Below are 14,904 nucleotides of genomic sequence, written 5' to 3'. Positions count from 1 at the left end.
CTACAGATGGTCCCATTCAGCCTGCAAAAATATACGCTTATTCTTAAATGGTTTGCTGAATTTGATTTTATATTTGCGCAGCAAAAACGACCTATGGGCCTATTTTTACTTTGGTTTTTCTTCGGTATTGGAATACTTATCCAAGCAATTTACCTCTTGGTTATTTTTGGGAAGGCAGCTTTTTATGCTGGCAATAAATCTCCATCTACTTCGAAAAATGAAGAGGGTGTGACTGTGGTGATTTGTGCGCACAATGAATTTTTAAACCTTAAGACACTCATCCCTAGGCTCTTCGAACAAGACTATCCTGTCTTCGATGTCATGATCGTCAACGACCGATCAACGGATAGTACTAAGCGCCTACTGGAGAAAATGATGGAAAGCTATCCCAAATTGCGCTCCGTCACCATCAAGTACACACCAACCCATGTCACTGCCAAGAAGTATGCACTTACACTGGGCATCAAAGTAGCCAAGCATGACGTAATTCTCCTGACTGATGCAGATTGCCTGCCCGAAACCAACCAATGGATCAGAAAAATGACTGCTCCAGTGCGAAATCAGGAAAAAACATTTGCAGTTGGATTTTCAGGATATGAACAAAAGCCTGGCTTTTTAAATAACTGGATTCAATTTGAGACCTTACTCACTGGGTTGTACTACATCTCTTTTGGACTTTGGAAAAAACCCTTCATGGGAATAGGAAGGAACCTCTGCTACCGCAAGGATTTTTTCATGAATGTAAAAGCGTTCAAAGGACTTTGGCATATTGAAGGCGGAGACGATGATCTTTTTATAAATCAATATGCCAGTGGTAGAAATACTGCAATAGTCTTAGATCCAGAAGCGAATACGATTTCCAAACCAAAAGAAACGCGCAAAGAATATCTTATTCAGAAAAAAAGGCACTTGAGTGTAGGGAAATATTATAGTGGTGAAGACAAGAGAAAGATTGGACTATACTCCTTTTCGCATGCATTATTCTGGCTTGGGGGCTTAGGATTGCTTATTTATGTCGGTTTAGTCCATAGCTGGGAACATTTTTCCGTTGTTTTTGGTATTATCCTTCTGAGGTCTTTTCTTATCACGCTTATTTTCAAAGCTGCCGAGAAAAAGATCCAAGGAACTAAACCACCAAAAAACATCTGGATGCTTGATTTCTTGTATTTAGGTTATTTTTGGATTTTAGGGACTATATCCCATCAGGCAAAAGACATCCAATGGAAATAAATGAACGCGGTTTTTCTAAGAAAGCACTCGAAGACTTTGATCTGATCGATCAAGCGGTACACCACGAAGATCAGCAAGCATACGCCTCTTTAATGAAGCGCTACAAAAAGGCCGTTTATTACATGATCCTGAAAATGATCCGAGATGCAGATGATGCAGAGGATCTCACCATGGAGGCTTTTGCCAAAGCATTCAAGAATCTCCATCGCTTCAAAAAAGACTATACGTTCTCCACTTGGCTTTTCCGTATTGCCACCAACAACACCATTGATTTCATCAGAAAAAAGAAACTCAAGACGATGAGTTTGAACACGACGATGTCTGATGACGGGGGAAATTCTGTGACCATAGACGTGGAAGATGATGACAATAATCCGCAGGACGAGTTCATTCGTACTCAGCGGATCGAGATGGTGAGAATCTTCGTGGACAAGCTTCCCGCGAAATATCGAAAACTGGTACAGCTACGCTATTTCGATGAGCTTTCTTACGAGGAAATCGCAAAAGAACTTGAAAAACCACTGGGAACCGTGAAAGCGCAACTTCACCGCTCCAGAGAATTACTCTACGAAATTGCCGCTGGCAAACAAAAACACATTTGATGAACTCTGGCACTCAGCTTATCCAGTCTTATTTCCCAGAACTTACCGAAGCTCAGCTCGCCCAGTTCGACCTTCTTCAAGAGTTATACGATGATTGGAATTCCAAAATCAATGTAATCAGTCGCAAGGACATGGAGCATTTCTACTTGCATCATGTTCTGCATTCCCTTGGGATTGTAAAAGTGATGCCGTTTGAGCCAGGAACAAAGATTTTAGACATCGGCACTGGAGGTGGCTTTCCCGGGATTCCACTGGCGATTATGTTTCCCGATACACATTTCCATTTGGTGGATTCTATTGGGAAAAAGATCACTGTAGTAAAAGATGTGGTAAAGCAGCTGAAATTAACCAACGTAGAAGCTCAGCAAGCAAGAGCAGAGGAGTTGATCCGTAAATACGATTTTGTGATCAGTCGTGCAGTGACTCGTATGGCCACTTTTTATCCTTGGGTGAAAAACAAAATCCGCAAGGAAGACATCAACGAATATCCAAATGGCATCCTTTATCTCAAAGGCGGAGAAGTTGACGAAGAGATGGAGGAATTAGGAAAATCCTATGTGGTGTACCACTTGGAAGACTACTTCAAAGAAGAATTTTTTGAGACCAAAAAGGTAATTTTTATGCCTTGGGAGGATAAGAGGTAGGTAGAATGTTGGATGTTGAGTGACCGATGTTGGGATGTTAGGTGTCAGGTGAACGCTACTGCCTTCTTCTCACATAGATTAAAATAAATAGAATTGTATCTTCAAAGATACATTTTTAGACAAATATTGTATCTTTGAAAATACAATGCAGCAGCTCATTCGAAGATATCAAAGCTTACTCACTGGAATTGATTTGAATTTCAAAAGATCCCTTTCGAAAAAAATCAACTGGGATGCTCGGGCAATTGGCATAAAAGGTGCTCGTGGAACTGGAAAATCTACCTTGATGCTTCAACATCTCAAGACGGCAGATTATGGAGAAAAAGCGCTATACTTTTCGCTAGATGATCTATATTTCAAAACAACAACACTTCTAGAAACAGGAGAAAGCTTCTATCAAGCTGGCGGAAGGAAGCTTTTTTTAGATGAAGTTCACAAGTACCCCGACTGGCATCGAGAAGTCAAAAATCTATATGACTTTTACCCCGATCTTCAACTTACATTCTCAGGCTCATCCATTCTTGAGTTGCAGAAATCGACTGTGGACCTAAGCCGCAGGGTTCTGTTTTATGAGCTCACTGCATTATCCTTTCGAGAATTCCTTCAACTAAAGTACGACTGGGCCTTCCCTGCATATACTTTGGAGGAAATTCAAATCAACCATGTAGAGATCTCCCGAAGCATCAAACAAAAACTTGCGTCTCCACTACACTATTTTCAAGAATTTCTTTCCTATGGATCCTACCCTTTTTTCAAAGAAGGACTTACTGATTATAGCTATCGATTACAACAGATAATCAATATAATCATCGATTATGACCTTCCTGAAGCAAAAGACATATCCGTTAGCACACAAAACAAACTCAAAAAGCTTCTTTATATAATTTCTGAGTCTGTTCCCTTCACGCCAAATATCACCAAACTCGCAACTCAAATAGAAACAACTCGCCCAATTCTCCTTGAAATGCTTCACGTCCTAGAAGAAGCACGGCTCATTCGAAATCTCAGATCTTCTACTAAAGGAATTAGCCTGATGAACAAGCCAGAAAAAATCCTGCTTTCCAATGCTAATTTGATTAAATCTCTATCCGAGAAAGGCTGGAACTCTGGAAACATTAGAGAGACTTTTGCCCTCGACCAACTTCAAAACGCGGGCTTGAATATCACTCATCCCTCAAGAGGAGACTTTTTGGTCAATGAGGAAATTCTATTGGAAATCGGAGGAAAGAACAAAACACCAGCTCAAGTCGCTCATCACGAAAACCACCTCGTGTTTTCAGATGAATTAGAAATAGGCTGGGGAAAGCAGATCCCACTTTATTTGCTGGGATTTCTCTATTGAGAGTAAAAGCTATCCTTTTACAATCATTGAGAGAAAGATAAAAGTTGTACAATTTTAAAATAAAGTCTGTACAATTTCAAAATTAGATGTCCATTTGTAGCAAATGAATGTGATTAATCGACAGATATTCAACGCAATACGGGAATGTCAAAGTAAATACCCCATACAGGCAATCACTGGCCCAAGACAGTCAGGAAAGACTACGCTTTTACGAACGCTTTTCCCAGACTATCGCTATGTTAGTTTGGAAAATCCAGATAATCGGGATTTTGCGCTGAAAGACCCAAATGGCTTTCTGGCTGAGTACCACGATCAGGTGATCTTTGATGAAGTACAGCAAGCACCAGCTATATTTTCGTGCCTACAAACTCTTGTTGACAGTCGTCCTGATCGAATGGGCGGATTTATACTTTCCGGATCTCAAACTTTCACATAAAGGAGCGAATCACTCAGAGCTTAGCTGACCGAGTAGCTATTTTCAAGCTATTACCACTAGACACGAAGGAGCTATCATCAGCGAATTAGCTTGCAGAAGATCCTTTTGACCAGTTGATCACTGGGTTTTACCCTGCCATGTATGACAGGAAGATTTCACCAAGCGTATTTTACTCCAATTATGTCCAAACCTACGGCAATCGGGATGTGACAGAACTCATGGTTGTCAGAGATTTGAGACAATTTCAAAGTTTCCTGAGTCTCTGCGCAGCACGGGCAGGTCAATTTTTGAATCTAAGTGCCTTAGCAAATGAAGCAGGGATTTCTCAGCCCACAGCTAAATCCTGGCTTTTTCTACAACTCCAATATCCTCAAAAGGATTGGTGAATGCGGGTAGTTTGAACCAAAAAAGATCGTATGGAAAGGTAATCTTCTGGAGAGATTTTTCAATCCTTTCCTGATTTAACTTAACCACTTTTTTTACGGCATCTCACCCAGAGAATTAAAAAGTTTAAAAGTCTCAAGCTTAAGGTGCTATTCATTACTAGGTAAAAATCTCCGACAATTACCTCCGCTCCGCTTGTCTCCTTTCAGAGATTAGCCCTAATTTGAAGTCTCAATTCCCCAAGCTGTATGTATTTAATTTTTGATACGGAGACCACCGGTCTTCCCCGCGATTACAATGCCCCCATGTCCGATGTGGACAACTGGCCAAGACTTGTTCAGCTAGCCTGGCAACTGCATGATGCTAAGGGAAATCTGATTTCTAATCATAATTACATCATCCGTCCCGAAGGATTTACGATTCCCTACAATGCGGAGAAAGTTCACGGGATTTCCACCAAACGAGCTTTAGCCGAAGGACACGACCTGAAGCAGATCCTCGGAATATTTGAAGGAGACGTACAGAAAGCCACCTATTTGGTAGGACACAATGTCGAGTTTGATGTCAATGTAACAGGTTCGGAATACTACCGAGCTGAGGCTACTATGCCGTTGACAGCAAAGCAGCTGGACACCAAAGATATTTCCACAGATTTCTGTGCACTTCCCGGGGGTCGAGGAGGCAAATTCAAATGGCCAACGCTTACAGAGTTACATCATAAACTTTTTGGGAAAGGCTTCGGTGATGCCCACGATGCGGCTTATGATGTGGATGCTACAGCTCGCTGTTTCTTTGGCTTGATCACACAAGGAGTACAAGCTCCTGTGACTGGAATCGCAATTAAAGAAGTAATATACGAAGCACCTAAGCTGGAGGAAGCCAACTTCGCGCAAGCAAAAGATGCTCAGAAAGTCGCTGCGAAAGATGTACTAAAGCAGGCCGGTAAAGCGGATATCTCAGATCTTAAAGATGTTCCGTTTACACACCTGCACGTCCATAGTCAGTACTCCGTTCTTCAGGCCACCTGTGAGATTCCTGCCATGATTGCTCGCGCAAAAGAGTTGGGAATGCCAGCTATTGCGATGACTGATCACGGGAATATGATGGGCGCTTTCCACTTCGTGAAAGAAGCACTCGCAAAAGATATCAAGCCAATTTTGGGCTGTGAATTCAATCTTTGCCGCGACAGAAAAAACAAATCAAATAAGGATGACGGTTACCAAACTGTTCTCCTAGCAAAAAATAAAGCTGGTTATCACAACCTAGCAAAACTAGCTTCCTACGCCAATATCGAAGGTTTTTACTATTTACCCCGAATTGACAAAGAGCTTTTGGTTCAATACAAAGCTGATCTAATCGCTACCACTGGTGGGCTTTGGGGAGAGATTCCTTTCTTGATTTTGAACGTCGGAGAAACCCAAGCGGAAGAAGCTTTTGTGTGGTGGAAGGCCCAGTTTGGCGAAGATTTTTATGTAGAGCTCAATCGCCACGGCATCCCTGAGGAAGAGAAAGTAAATGAGGTACTGTTAGAATTTGCGCGGAAGTACGATGTGAAATATTTCGCAGCAAACAACTCTTACTACAGTGAGAAAACCGATGCAAAAGCGCACGATGTATTGCTATGCGTGAAAGACGGAGAGCTTTACGATAAGCCGAAAAAGTACATTGGTAAGCGTGGAAGAGAATTTCGCTACGGCTTCCCGAATGATGAATTCTACATCAAAACTCCCGATGAGATGAAAAAGCTCTTCGCAGACATGCCGGAAGCCATCGAATGTACCAATGAGATTACAGAGAAAGTAGAGACCTATAAACTCGCGCGAGAAGTCCTCCTTCCAGCCTTCGGAATTCCCGAAGAATTTAAGCACGCTGAAGATGAAGTCGATGGTGAAAAGCGCGGGGAAAATGCATATCTCAGACATTTAACCTATGAGGGAGCAAAAAAACGTTATCCAGAAATCACTTCAGAAATCGAAGAGCGCTTAGACTTTGAGCTAGCCACGGTCAAAAACACAGGCTATCCAGGATACTTCTTAATTGTACAAGACTTTATTGCAGAGGCGAGAAGAATGGGAGTTTCTGTCGGACCAGGTCGTGGATCGGCAGCAGGCTCGGCTGTCGCTTACTGTACTGGCATTACCAATATAGACCCCATCGCATACAATCTTCTATTCGAACGTTTCCTAAATCCTGATCGAGTTTCACTTCCTGATATTGACATTGACTTTGACGATGAAGGTCGCCAGTCAGTGATCGATTATGTGATCAGAAAATACGGCTCCAACCAAGTCGCACAGATCATCACCTATGGCACCATGGCTGCCAAATCTGCTATTCGAGATACCGCAAGAGTACTGAATCTCCCACTTGCCGAGGCTGGACGACTGGCTAATTTAGTCCCTGACATCAAACTGAAAGCACTCTTTGCACTGCAAGGAAACCGTGCTGCCATCTCTGACAAACTCAACGGCCAAAGCGAGATGATTGCCAAAGCAGATGAATTAATCAAGATCTCCAAAGGTCAGGATGATGCTGCCAAAACGATCAATCAAGCGACTATGCTAGAAGGATCTGTGCGAAACCTAGGAATACACGCGTGTGGCGTAATCATCACACCAGATGATATTACGAACTATGTCCCAGTTGCGCTTGCGAAGGATTCAGATATGGTTTGCACCCAGTTTGACAACTCTGTGGTAGAAGCTGCAGGTCTGTTGAAGATGGACTTTTTGGGTCTAAAAACCCTGACGCTTATAAAAACCGCGATCAGAATTGTAGAGGAAAGACATGGCATCGAGCTGGATGCCGATCATTTCCCGATAGATGATGTAAAGACTTATGAGCTTTTCCAGCGTGGTGAGACAGTCGGCATTTTCCAATATGAATCTGCGGGAATGCAGAAATACATGCGCGATCTGAAGCCTACAGTTTTTGCGGATTTGATTGCCATGAACGCCTTGTATCGTCCAGGCCCAATAGCATATATCCCTGCTTTTGTGAGAAGAAAACATGGAACGGAAGCGATCGAATACGATCTGGACGACATGAAGGAATACTTGGAGGAAACCTACGGAATCACAGTTTACCAAGAGCAAGTAATGCTTTTGTCCCAAAAACTCGCCGGATTCACTAAAGGTGAGGCGGACGTTTTGCGTAAAGCGATGGGTAAAAAGCAGAAGGATGTACTGGATAAGATGAAGCCAAAATTCATAGCACAGGCTTCTGCCAAAGGTCATGATGCCAAGAAACTTTCGAAGATCTGGACCGACTGGGAAGCCTTTGCATCCTACGCCTTTAACAAATCCCACTCAACTTGCTATGCGTGGATTGCCTACCAGACGGCCTATCTGAAAGCGCATTATCCTGCTGAATACCTCGCGTCAGTATTGAGTAATAACATGAATGACATCACTCAGGTGACGTTTTTCATGGAAGAATGTAAGCGGGCTGGAATCCCCGTCTTGGGTCCAGACGTGAATGAATCCAAAAACGGATTTACCGTAAATGCTGCCGGCGAAATTCGATTTGGAATGGCTGCGATCAAAGGTGCAGGTTCTGCTGCGGTGGATGCGATTATTAGTGAACGGGAGAAAAACGGCGCGTATAAAAACATCTTTGAATTTGCGAAACGAGTAAGCTCCAAAGCACTCAATAAGAAAACCATGGAAGCCTTGGCAATGGCAGGTGGATTTGATTGCTTCCCACAGCATCACAGAAGGCAATATTTAGAAGCTGCGGACAATGATTTAAATCTGATCGAAAAAGCAACAAAGTACGCTCAAAAAGTACAGCAGGAGGAAGAAAGTAATCAAGTTAGTCTTTTCGGAGGAGGCGCTGGCAATATGGAAGTTCCGCTTCCAACCATAGCTCCGATGGAGCCTTTCACGCAACTGCAGCAATTAAATATTGAGAAAGAAGTCGTTGGGCTTTACATTTCTGGGCATCCGTTGGATCAGTTTAGATTAGAAATCGAATCCTTTACAAATGCTGCTTTGCCTGATTTGACTGACTTGGAAAGTTTGAGAAATCGTAGCGATATCAAATTGGCTGGATCAGTTTCCACTTTTGCACACCGAACTACCAAAAACGGAAAACCCTTCGGCACACTTACACTGGAGGATTATCAAGGCGCATTCACCTTTTTCCTATTTGGAGATGATTATGTGAAGTTCAAAGAATACTTTATGCCGGGCTGGTTTTTGTTCATCAGTGGAACGGCGGCTAGTAAGCGCTGGGCAGAAAATGAGTTGGAGTTTAAGATAAGCAACATTACGCTACTCGATGAAATCCGTGGGAAAATGGTGAAGGGACTTCGGGTCAATATAAATCTGGATGATCTTACCCTTGATTTGATGGAGAAATTGCAGGCAATCACTGAGAAATACAAAGGAGATGCTAAGCTCTATTTTGATGTGATTGATCGCAAGGAGAATATTGCTCTAGAGCTGTTATCTAAAAGATTCTCTATTAATCCAAGCTCAGAAATGATCATGGAATTGAAGCAAATTCCTGAGGTGATGTATAAGGTGGTATAAATGTATACATGAAGTGTCCTCGATTAACCTAGATTTGTTATTTCCATGGGCTTGAAAGACCGATGTTGGGTGACCGATGACCAATGCTACCTCAACGCAAACTTCAAAGATTGATATTTGAGTTTTGCGTATTAAAAAATTAGGTTTAACTGCAAAAGCATTATGTAGTCATCATCGTCATTATCAATTGATCCTAGACAAAAAAATTAATCCAATCGGAACTTATTAATCTTCAATTCCCTTTCAGTTCTATATTTGAAAAAATAAGAAACGTTAAACTAAACATACAATGGGAAAAGCGATAGAATTAACCGACGCTAACTTTGAAGAAATCATTAATTCTGATAAACCAATTCTGGTTGACTTCTGGGCTGAATGGTGTGGGCCATGTAAGATGATCGGTCCATTAGTAGAGGAACTTGCGGGAGAATATGATGGCAAAGCTATCATTGGCAAAGTAGATGTGGATGCAAATCCAACTATTTCCGCGAAGTTTGGAATCAGATCTATCCCTACTCTTTTGATTTTCAAAGGTGGTGAGATAGTAGACAAGCAAATAGGAGCAGTTCCAAAATCTGTTCTGGCACAAAAAATAGATGCCCAACTTTAATAGTTGACTAAATTACAATCAGAGCCGCAAAGAATTCCTTGCGGCTTTTTTTTATCTTCATACTTTATGGCCGAGCAGTTAATTTCTTTAGATGATTTTTGGAGTTTGCGAGATCAATTCCCGATGCTCGATGCGAGAAGTGAAGGGGAATTTGAACAAAGTCACATTCCCAACTCTATCAATATCCCAATTCTAAATAATTCAGAAAGAATAGTCGTAGGGACACTATATAAAGAAAGGGGATCGGAAGAAGCTACTATCAAAGGTTTTGAACTAGTCGGACCACGCTTTCATTTGATTTTAAAAGAAGTTTTAAAGAAATTTCCAGAGAAAAAAATACTCATCTATTGCTGGCGTGGAGGAATGCGTAGCCAAATCCTTTCTTGGCTATTAACCATGGTGGGCTTTGAGGTTTTTAGACTCAAAGGCGGCTATAAAACCTACCGAACCTACAGTTTTGATTTGGTCAGAAGAGAATGGGTTCTCATTGTTTTAGGAGGAAAAACCGGGACAGGGAAAACCAGATTGCTACAGAGCCTTCAGGAATCAGACGAGCAAATTATTGATTTGGAAGGCTTGGCAAATCACAAAGGATCTTCCTTTGGTTCCATCGGACAGCCCGCTCAGCCTACCGTGGAGCAATTTGAAAATCTATTTGCAGAAGCTTTGCGCAAGCAAAATCCGAAAAAGCCTATCTGGATAGAAAACGAAAGTCGAAAAATCGGCAGATTAATTCTACCTGACAAATTCTACCTTCAAATGTTGGCAGCACCTCTCATAGACATTCTGAAAACTGATGAAGAGCGAGTCGAGCTTATTGCTGAAGAATATGCCGTATTGCCTGCTGATGAATTAATCCTTGCTGTCTTGCGTCTGAAGAAGCGATTAGGGGGGTTGCGTACATCTCAAGCGATAGAGGCAATCGTAGAAGGAAATCATGCCGAATGGATCTCAAACATGCTTATCTACTACGACAAAGCCTACATATTTGACTTGGAAAAGCATGCCGAAGGCAAGACTATCCAATTAGATCTACGTGGGATCGATCCCGATACATCCATCAAAAAACTACTTGAAGCAAAAACACAATTCCATGGAAAATACACCAACAAGACTGACTGAATGGGGTGAAGGTTCTGGCTGCGGTTGCAAAATCGCTCCGGCTATTTTAGACCAGATTCTAAGTTCAAGTGGCTCATTTAGTCAATCGGATCCAAATTTATTGGTTGGCAATTCAGGGAAAGATGACGCGGCTGTTTATCAGGTATCTGAAGATTTGGCAGTGATAAATACGGTGGATTTTTTCACACCTATCGTAGATGATCCCTTTGACTTTGGGAGAATCGCTGCCGCAAATGCACTTTCAGATGTGTATGCTATGGGTGGAAAACCAATTTTCGCCAATGCGATTCTAAGCTGGCCAGTAGAAAAGCTCGCGCCTGAACTTGCCGCTAAAGTAATGGAAGGAGCAAAAGCAATATGTAAAGCTGCAGGAATAGAATTGGCTGGAGGACATTCCATCGCTGCAAAAGATCCAATTTTTGGACTGTCGGTAAATGGCATAGTGCACCCTCATAAAATCAAAACCAACAGCGGCGCTAAGTCGGGGGACCTTATTTACCTCACCAAGCAGCTTGGAGTAGGCGTATTGGCAACAGCCCTGAAGCGTCAAAAAATCTCCGAGAAGGACTATATGAGTTTATTGGATACAGCTTGCAGATTGAATTCCATTGGAGAAATTCTGGGAAATCACGAAGAAGTCCACGCCATGACAGATGTGACTGGATTTGGACTGTTAGGGCATTTGATAGAAATGTGCGAAGGCGCAGGACTTTCCGCAGAAATTGATCTCAAAAAACTTCCGATGATCGAAGGTGTGCAAGAGTACATCAATCAGTTTATTTTTCCTGACAACACCTACCGAAATTGGAATGCCTATAGCGCCAAAACCAAGGGCGTGGTGGGAATGGACTTGGTCAAACTTTGTGATCCTCAGACAAGCGGGGGATTAATGCTTGCCGTAGATCCTGAAAATAAAGCTTGGTTTGAGGATTCGATGAAGCAGCAAGACCAAGTCATTTGGGAAATTGGTCAGTTCACAGATAGGAATGAATTTGTGGTAGAAGTGATGCCATAGTATTACTTATTATTATCTTAACCCAACTATCACCCCAAACCCACCATGCTGAACCCAAAAATCCTTTTCTCATTAATCTTCCTCTTATCTTCTATTACGCTCTATGCACAACAAGTCCCAGAGGGAACTTCCAGTGAGCTAGTAATCCTCAACGTAAAATCTGGAGAACAAAAAACAATCTTAAAAGAAATCAGACATTTCGAAGCTCCAAATTGGTCCAGAGACGGTAAATTCTTGCTCATTAATTCCGGTGGATTTCTTGAGAAAATAGATTTAGATGGGAATAAACTAGGACAAATTCAGCCAGATAAAATCTCTCGGGCGAATAATGATCACGGGATAAGTTTCGATGGGAAACTTCTGGTAATCAGCAAAAGCGATCAAGACTTTGGATCCCGAATCTATACCGTCCCTCTTGCTGGAGGTGAGCCAAAATTAATCACACCAGACCATCCAAGCTATTGGCATGGCATTAGTCCAGATGGCAAAACACTGGTTTATTGCGCTGAACGAAATGACCTTTGGGATATTTACTCCATCCCAACAGCCGGAGGTACAGAGAAAAGAATTACAGATGCAGAAGGTCTTGATGATGGCCCTGAATATTCTTATGATGGCAATTGGATTTACTTCAACTCCAACCGTACAGGAAGAATGCAAGCCTATCGAATGAAACCCGATGGCACTGGTGCCGAGCAACTAACGAATGATTCATTGGACAATTGGTTTCCACATCCGTCTCCAGACAATAAATCAGCAGTAATTATTTCATACCTAAAAGATCAGAAAGGTTCTCACCCGTTTGGCAAAGATGTCAAGCTTCGCTTGCTAGACGTCGAGACAAAAGAGATCAAAGATCTAACGGAAGTTTTCTACGGAGGGCAAGGGACGATCAACGTGCATAGCTGGTCACCCGATGGAGAATGGATAGCTTTTGTGAGGTATCATAAGCCATGATTACACAAGCGGCGACACACCGCCTGACACCATGAATTTCATCACGTCAGAGCTTTTGACCCCAACTAGAGGCGTTACTTTATCCCTAGGTACCAAGAACACATTTCCAGAGACATTATAGCTGTGTGGAAAATAAACGGCTACCATGTCCGCCTCACCGACTACTGACATGTCATCCTGCGTAATAAACCCCAATCGGATAAGTGTATCGCTAAGTTGCACTTTGACTGGGGAGGAGAATTTCTTCTTATCCCCTACAAAAGCCCCCATCAAATCCTTAATGCTAGTGTAAATTATATTTACTAATGGAATCTTGACGAGTCCCCGCTCAAACCAGTCAAAAATAGGCTGAGCAAAAAATAAGCTCGCCAGATATCCCACGAAGGTGATTAACGCTAAGACCATCAAAATCCCAATTCCCGGCAAGGGAACTGGAATCAGATTATCCAGGAAAAGGATCGTTTGATAGATGATATAGAGTGTCACTGCTAAAGGAATGACGAATAGCAGACCTCTGAGAAAATAAGAAATTATGCGCCTATATGTAAATGACATGGTTGTAAAATAAAAATCCTGATTATTACTCAATAATAATCAGGATTTATGCTTGAAAATACTTTCTGTTTATTTTTCTCCAGAATTAATCAGGAAGGATTTTTACTTTCACACTTTTGTAATAGATCACAGATTTGGGATCGTGAGCCTGAAGTGCAATAGTACCATGATCAACTTTTTTGACACCTAGATCTCCTTTACGATTCTCATCTTTAGACTGGTCATAGACATTGACAGTTTCTCCGTTGATTTTCACGGTTACGATATCACCTTCTACGATGATATGCTCCGTGTACCATTCGCCATCTTTCACATAGACATCTTTCACATCTTGGAAGGAATATACACTACCAGTTTTTCTCCAGTCAGTGTGGCTTTGGTTCACCTGGATTTCATAGCCTACATTTGGCCAGCCACCTTCTTGATATTCTGTATGAATAAAAATACCTGAGTTTGCTCCCGGCATGGTCTTCACCTCAGCGATCACTTCGAAATTATTGAAATCATGACTAGCTACTTCTCCCATATAAAAAGCATGACCACGCGGCCCTGCTACTTTGATTACACCATCTTCCACTTGGAAAGATTCGGAATTTTCAGAGATCTTCCAGCCATCAAGGTTTTTACCGTTGAAAAGCTCTATCCAGTCACCACTTTGGGCGGAAACTGAAAAAGAGAATGCCAGAAAGCATAAGAGGGTCAAAAGAGTTTTCATAAGACGGGGGTTTATTGGTTCAGTAAGTTTAAAGGTAAAAGTTACAAGCAAATTGATTAAAATCAATTACCACTAAAAACAAAAGCTCTGAGATACTTTCCCAGAGCTTTCAAATATATTCTCAAACTGAATGTGATTACAAATCAATACCCATGAAGGACATAAATGCCAATCCCATTAATCCAGTCAACAGCATGGTAATACCCAAACCTTTCAGGCCATTCGGCACATGAGAATATTTTAACTTCTCGCGAATTGCAGCCAAGGCCACAATTGCCAACAACCATCCAATACCTGAACCAAAACCATAAACCGTAGATTCGGCCAAAGTATAATCTCTCTGAGCCATGAAAAGTGATCCACCTAGAATGGCACAGTTTACTGCAATCAAAGGAAGGAATATTCCCAATGCTCCGTAAAGTGCTGGGGCAAATTTCTCGACGATCATTTCTACCAGCTGAACCATAGCAGCTATGATGGCGATGAACATGATAAATTGCAAGAATGAAAGGTCAATCTCAGCTAAACTAGGGCTAATCCAAACCAGTGCTCCTTCTTTCAGCACGTATTCGTTTAGCATCCAGTTCGTAGGAACCGTAACTGTCAATACAAAAATAACAGCAGCACCAAGTCCCATGGCAGTACTTACTTTTTTGGAAACAGCCAAAAATGAACACATTCCAAGGAAGTAAGCGAAAATCATATTGTCGATAAAGATCGACCGAATACCTAAATTAAATAAATCCATTTTTTCGCT

General features: G+C 41.9%; 14 protein-coding genes. 11 read left to right on the top strand and 3 right to left on the bottom strand.

Features of this window, described 5'->3' with window-relative positions:
* Nucleotides 1-6 precede the first annotated feature (6 nt).
* The 11 genes from BVH04_RS10760 to BVH04_RS10715 all read left to right on the top strand — a co-directional run bounded on the left by BVH04_RS10760 (nucleotide 7) and on the right by BVH04_RS10715 (nucleotide 12,877).
* Nucleotides 7-1,230, top strand: coding sequence for a glycosyltransferase (locus tag BVH04_RS10760; RefSeq protein WP_317045497.1), 1,224 nt, complete (start codon nucleotides 7-9; stop codon nucleotides 1,228-1,230).
* Entirely contained in the window at nucleotides 1,221-1,832 is a 612-nt protein-coding gene (locus BVH04_RS10755; RefSeq protein ID WP_086541474.1) for an RNA polymerase sigma factor, read from the top strand. Before BVH04_RS10760 ends, BVH04_RS10755 begins: the two co-directional genes overlap by 10 nt.
* A complete protein-coding gene (gene rsmG / locus BVH04_RS10750) occupies nucleotides 1,832-2,476 on the top strand; it encodes a 16S rRNA (guanine(527)-N(7))-methyltransferase RsmG (RefSeq protein ID WP_086541473.1) in 645 nt (214 codons plus the stop codon). Before BVH04_RS10755 ends, rsmG begins: the two co-directional genes overlap by 1 nt.
* 145 nt (nucleotides 2,477-2,621) lie before the next feature.
* Complete coding sequence (locus BVH04_RS10745; RefSeq protein WP_086541472.1) at nucleotides 2,622-3,818, top strand: ATP-binding protein; 1,197 nt, start codon at nucleotides 2,622-2,624, stop codon at nucleotides 3,816-3,818.
* Between the two features lie 103 nt (nucleotides 3,819-3,921).
* The gene (locus BVH04_RS25795) at nucleotides 3,922-4,254 is read left to right on the top strand and encodes an AAA family ATPase (protein ID WP_205635836.1); all 333 of its coding nucleotides are present in this window, start codon (nucleotides 3,922-3,924) and stop codon (nucleotides 4,252-4,254) included.
* A 137-nt stretch (nucleotides 4,255-4,391) separates the two neighbouring features.
* Complete coding sequence (locus BVH04_RS25790) at nucleotides 4,392-4,640, top strand: DUF4143 domain-containing protein (protein WP_205635835.1); 249 nt, start codon at nucleotides 4,392-4,394, stop codon at nucleotides 4,638-4,640.
* Between the two features lie 246 nt (nucleotides 4,641-4,886).
* Nucleotides 4,887-9,173, top strand: a complete 4,287-nt coding sequence (gene dnaE / locus BVH04_RS10735; protein ID WP_086541471.1) for a DNA polymerase III subunit alpha — start codon at nucleotides 4,887-4,889, stop codon at nucleotides 9,171-9,173.
* A gap of 289 nt (nucleotides 9,174-9,462) precedes the next feature.
* The gene (gene trxA, locus BVH04_RS10730) at nucleotides 9,463-9,783 is read left to right on the top strand and encodes a thioredoxin (protein ID WP_086541470.1); all 321 of its coding nucleotides are present in this window, start codon (nucleotides 9,463-9,465) and stop codon (nucleotides 9,781-9,783) included.
* Between the two features lie 66 nt (nucleotides 9,784-9,849).
* Nucleotides 9,850-10,905 carry a tRNA 2-selenouridine(34) synthase MnmH gene (mnmH, locus tag BVH04_RS10725; RefSeq protein WP_086541469.1) on the top strand — a complete coding sequence of 352 codons (1,056 nt, stop codon included), beginning with the start codon at nucleotides 9,850-9,852 and terminating at the stop codon, nucleotides 10,903-10,905.
* Nucleotides 10,877-11,920, top strand: coding sequence for a selenide, water dikinase SelD (gene selD / locus BVH04_RS10720; RefSeq protein WP_086541468.1), 1,044 nt, complete (start codon nucleotides 10,877-10,879; stop codon nucleotides 11,918-11,920). Before mnmH ends, selD begins: the two co-directional genes overlap by 29 nt.
* Before the next feature lie 45 nt (nucleotides 11,921-11,965).
* The gene (locus tag BVH04_RS10715; RefSeq protein ID WP_086541467.1) at nucleotides 11,966-12,877 is read left to right on the top strand and encodes a TolB family protein; all 912 of its coding nucleotides are present in this window, start codon (nucleotides 11,966-11,968) and stop codon (nucleotides 12,875-12,877) included.
* On the opposite strand, the gene BVH04_RS10710 is transcribed toward BVH04_RS10715, so the two are convergent.
* From BVH04_RS10710 to nqrE, 3 genes are all read right to left on the bottom strand, one after another.
* Entirely contained in the window at nucleotides 12,878-13,432 is a 555-nt protein-coding gene (locus tag BVH04_RS10710; RefSeq protein ID WP_086541466.1) for a DUF502 domain-containing protein, read from the bottom strand. It lies immediately after the preceding gene.
* An 85-nt stretch (nucleotides 13,433-13,517) separates the two neighbouring features.
* On the bottom strand, nucleotides 13,518-14,147 hold the full coding sequence (locus BVH04_RS10705) for a 3-keto-disaccharide hydrolase (protein WP_086541465.1): 630 nt from the start codon (nucleotides 14,145-14,147) through the stop codon (nucleotides 13,518-13,520).
* A 136-nt stretch (nucleotides 14,148-14,283) separates the two neighbouring features.
* Nucleotides 14,284-14,895 (bottom strand): NADH:ubiquinone reductase (Na(+)-transporting) subunit E, encoded by a 612-nt coding sequence (nqrE, locus tag BVH04_RS10700; protein ID WP_086541464.1) that lies wholly within the window; start codon nucleotides 14,893-14,895, stop codon nucleotides 14,284-14,286.
* Between the last annotated feature and the right edge of the window lie 9 nt (nucleotides 14,896-14,904).

Origin of the sequence: Algoriphagus antarcticus (assembly GCF_002150685.1) — a bacterium.
Classification (GTDB): Bacteria; Bacteroidota; Bacteroidia; order Cytophagales; family Cyclobacteriaceae; genus Algoriphagus; species Algoriphagus antarcticus.
This window is presented reverse-complemented; position numbering and strand designations above follow the sequence as displayed.

What these genes read in the sequence shown, in the direction of transcription:
- BVH04_RS10755 (WP_086541474.1), top strand. Translation starts at nt 1,221, where the DNA reads ATGGAAATAAATGAACGCGGTTTTTCTAAGAAAGCACTCGAAGACTTT.
- trxA (WP_086541470.1), top strand. Translation starts at nt 9,463, where the DNA reads ATGGGAAAAGCGATAGAATTAACCGACGCTAACTTTGAAGAAATCATT.
- rsmG (WP_086541473.1), top strand. Translation starts at nt 1,832, where the DNA reads ATGAACTCTGGCACTCAGCTTATCCAGTCTTATTTCCCAGAACTTACC.
- BVH04_RS10715 (WP_086541467.1), top strand. Translation starts at nt 11,966, where the DNA reads ATGCTGAACCCAAAAATCCTTTTCTCATTAATCTTCCTCTTATCTTCT.
- BVH04_RS10710 (WP_086541466.1), bottom strand. Translation starts at nt 13,432, where the DNA reads ATGTCATTTACATATAGGCGCATAATTTCTTATTTTCTCAGAGGTCTG.
- mnmH (WP_086541469.1), top strand. Translation starts at nt 9,850, where the DNA reads ATGGCCGAGCAGTTAATTTCTTTAGATGATTTTTGGAGTTTGCGAGAT.
- nqrE (WP_086541464.1), bottom strand. Translation starts at nt 14,895, where the DNA reads ATGGATTTATTTAATTTAGGTATTCGGTCGATCTTTATCGACAATATG.
- BVH04_RS10760 (WP_317045497.1), top strand. Translation starts at nt 7, where the DNA reads ATGGTCCCATTCAGCCTGCAAAAATATACGCTTATTCTTAAATGGTTT.
- BVH04_RS25795 (WP_205635836.1), top strand. Translation starts at nt 3,922, where the DNA reads ATGAATGTGATTAATCGACAGATATTCAACGCAATACGGGAATGTCAA.
- BVH04_RS10705 (WP_086541465.1), bottom strand. Translation starts at nt 14,147, where the DNA reads ATGAAAACTCTTTTGACCCTCTTATGCTTTCTGGCATTCTCTTTTTCA.
- BVH04_RS25790 (WP_205635835.1), top strand. Translation starts at nt 4,392, where the DNA reads ATGTATGACAGGAAGATTTCACCAAGCGTATTTTACTCCAATTATGTC.
- BVH04_RS10745 (WP_086541472.1), top strand. Translation starts at nt 2,622, where the DNA reads ATGCAGCAGCTCATTCGAAGATATCAAAGCTTACTCACTGGAATTGAT.
- dnaE (WP_086541471.1), top strand. Translation starts at nt 4,887, where the DNA reads ATGTATTTAATTTTTGATACGGAGACCACCGGTCTTCCCCGCGATTAC.
- selD (WP_086541468.1), top strand. Translation starts at nt 10,877, where the DNA reads ATGGAAAATACACCAACAAGACTGACTGAATGGGGTGAAGGTTCTGGC.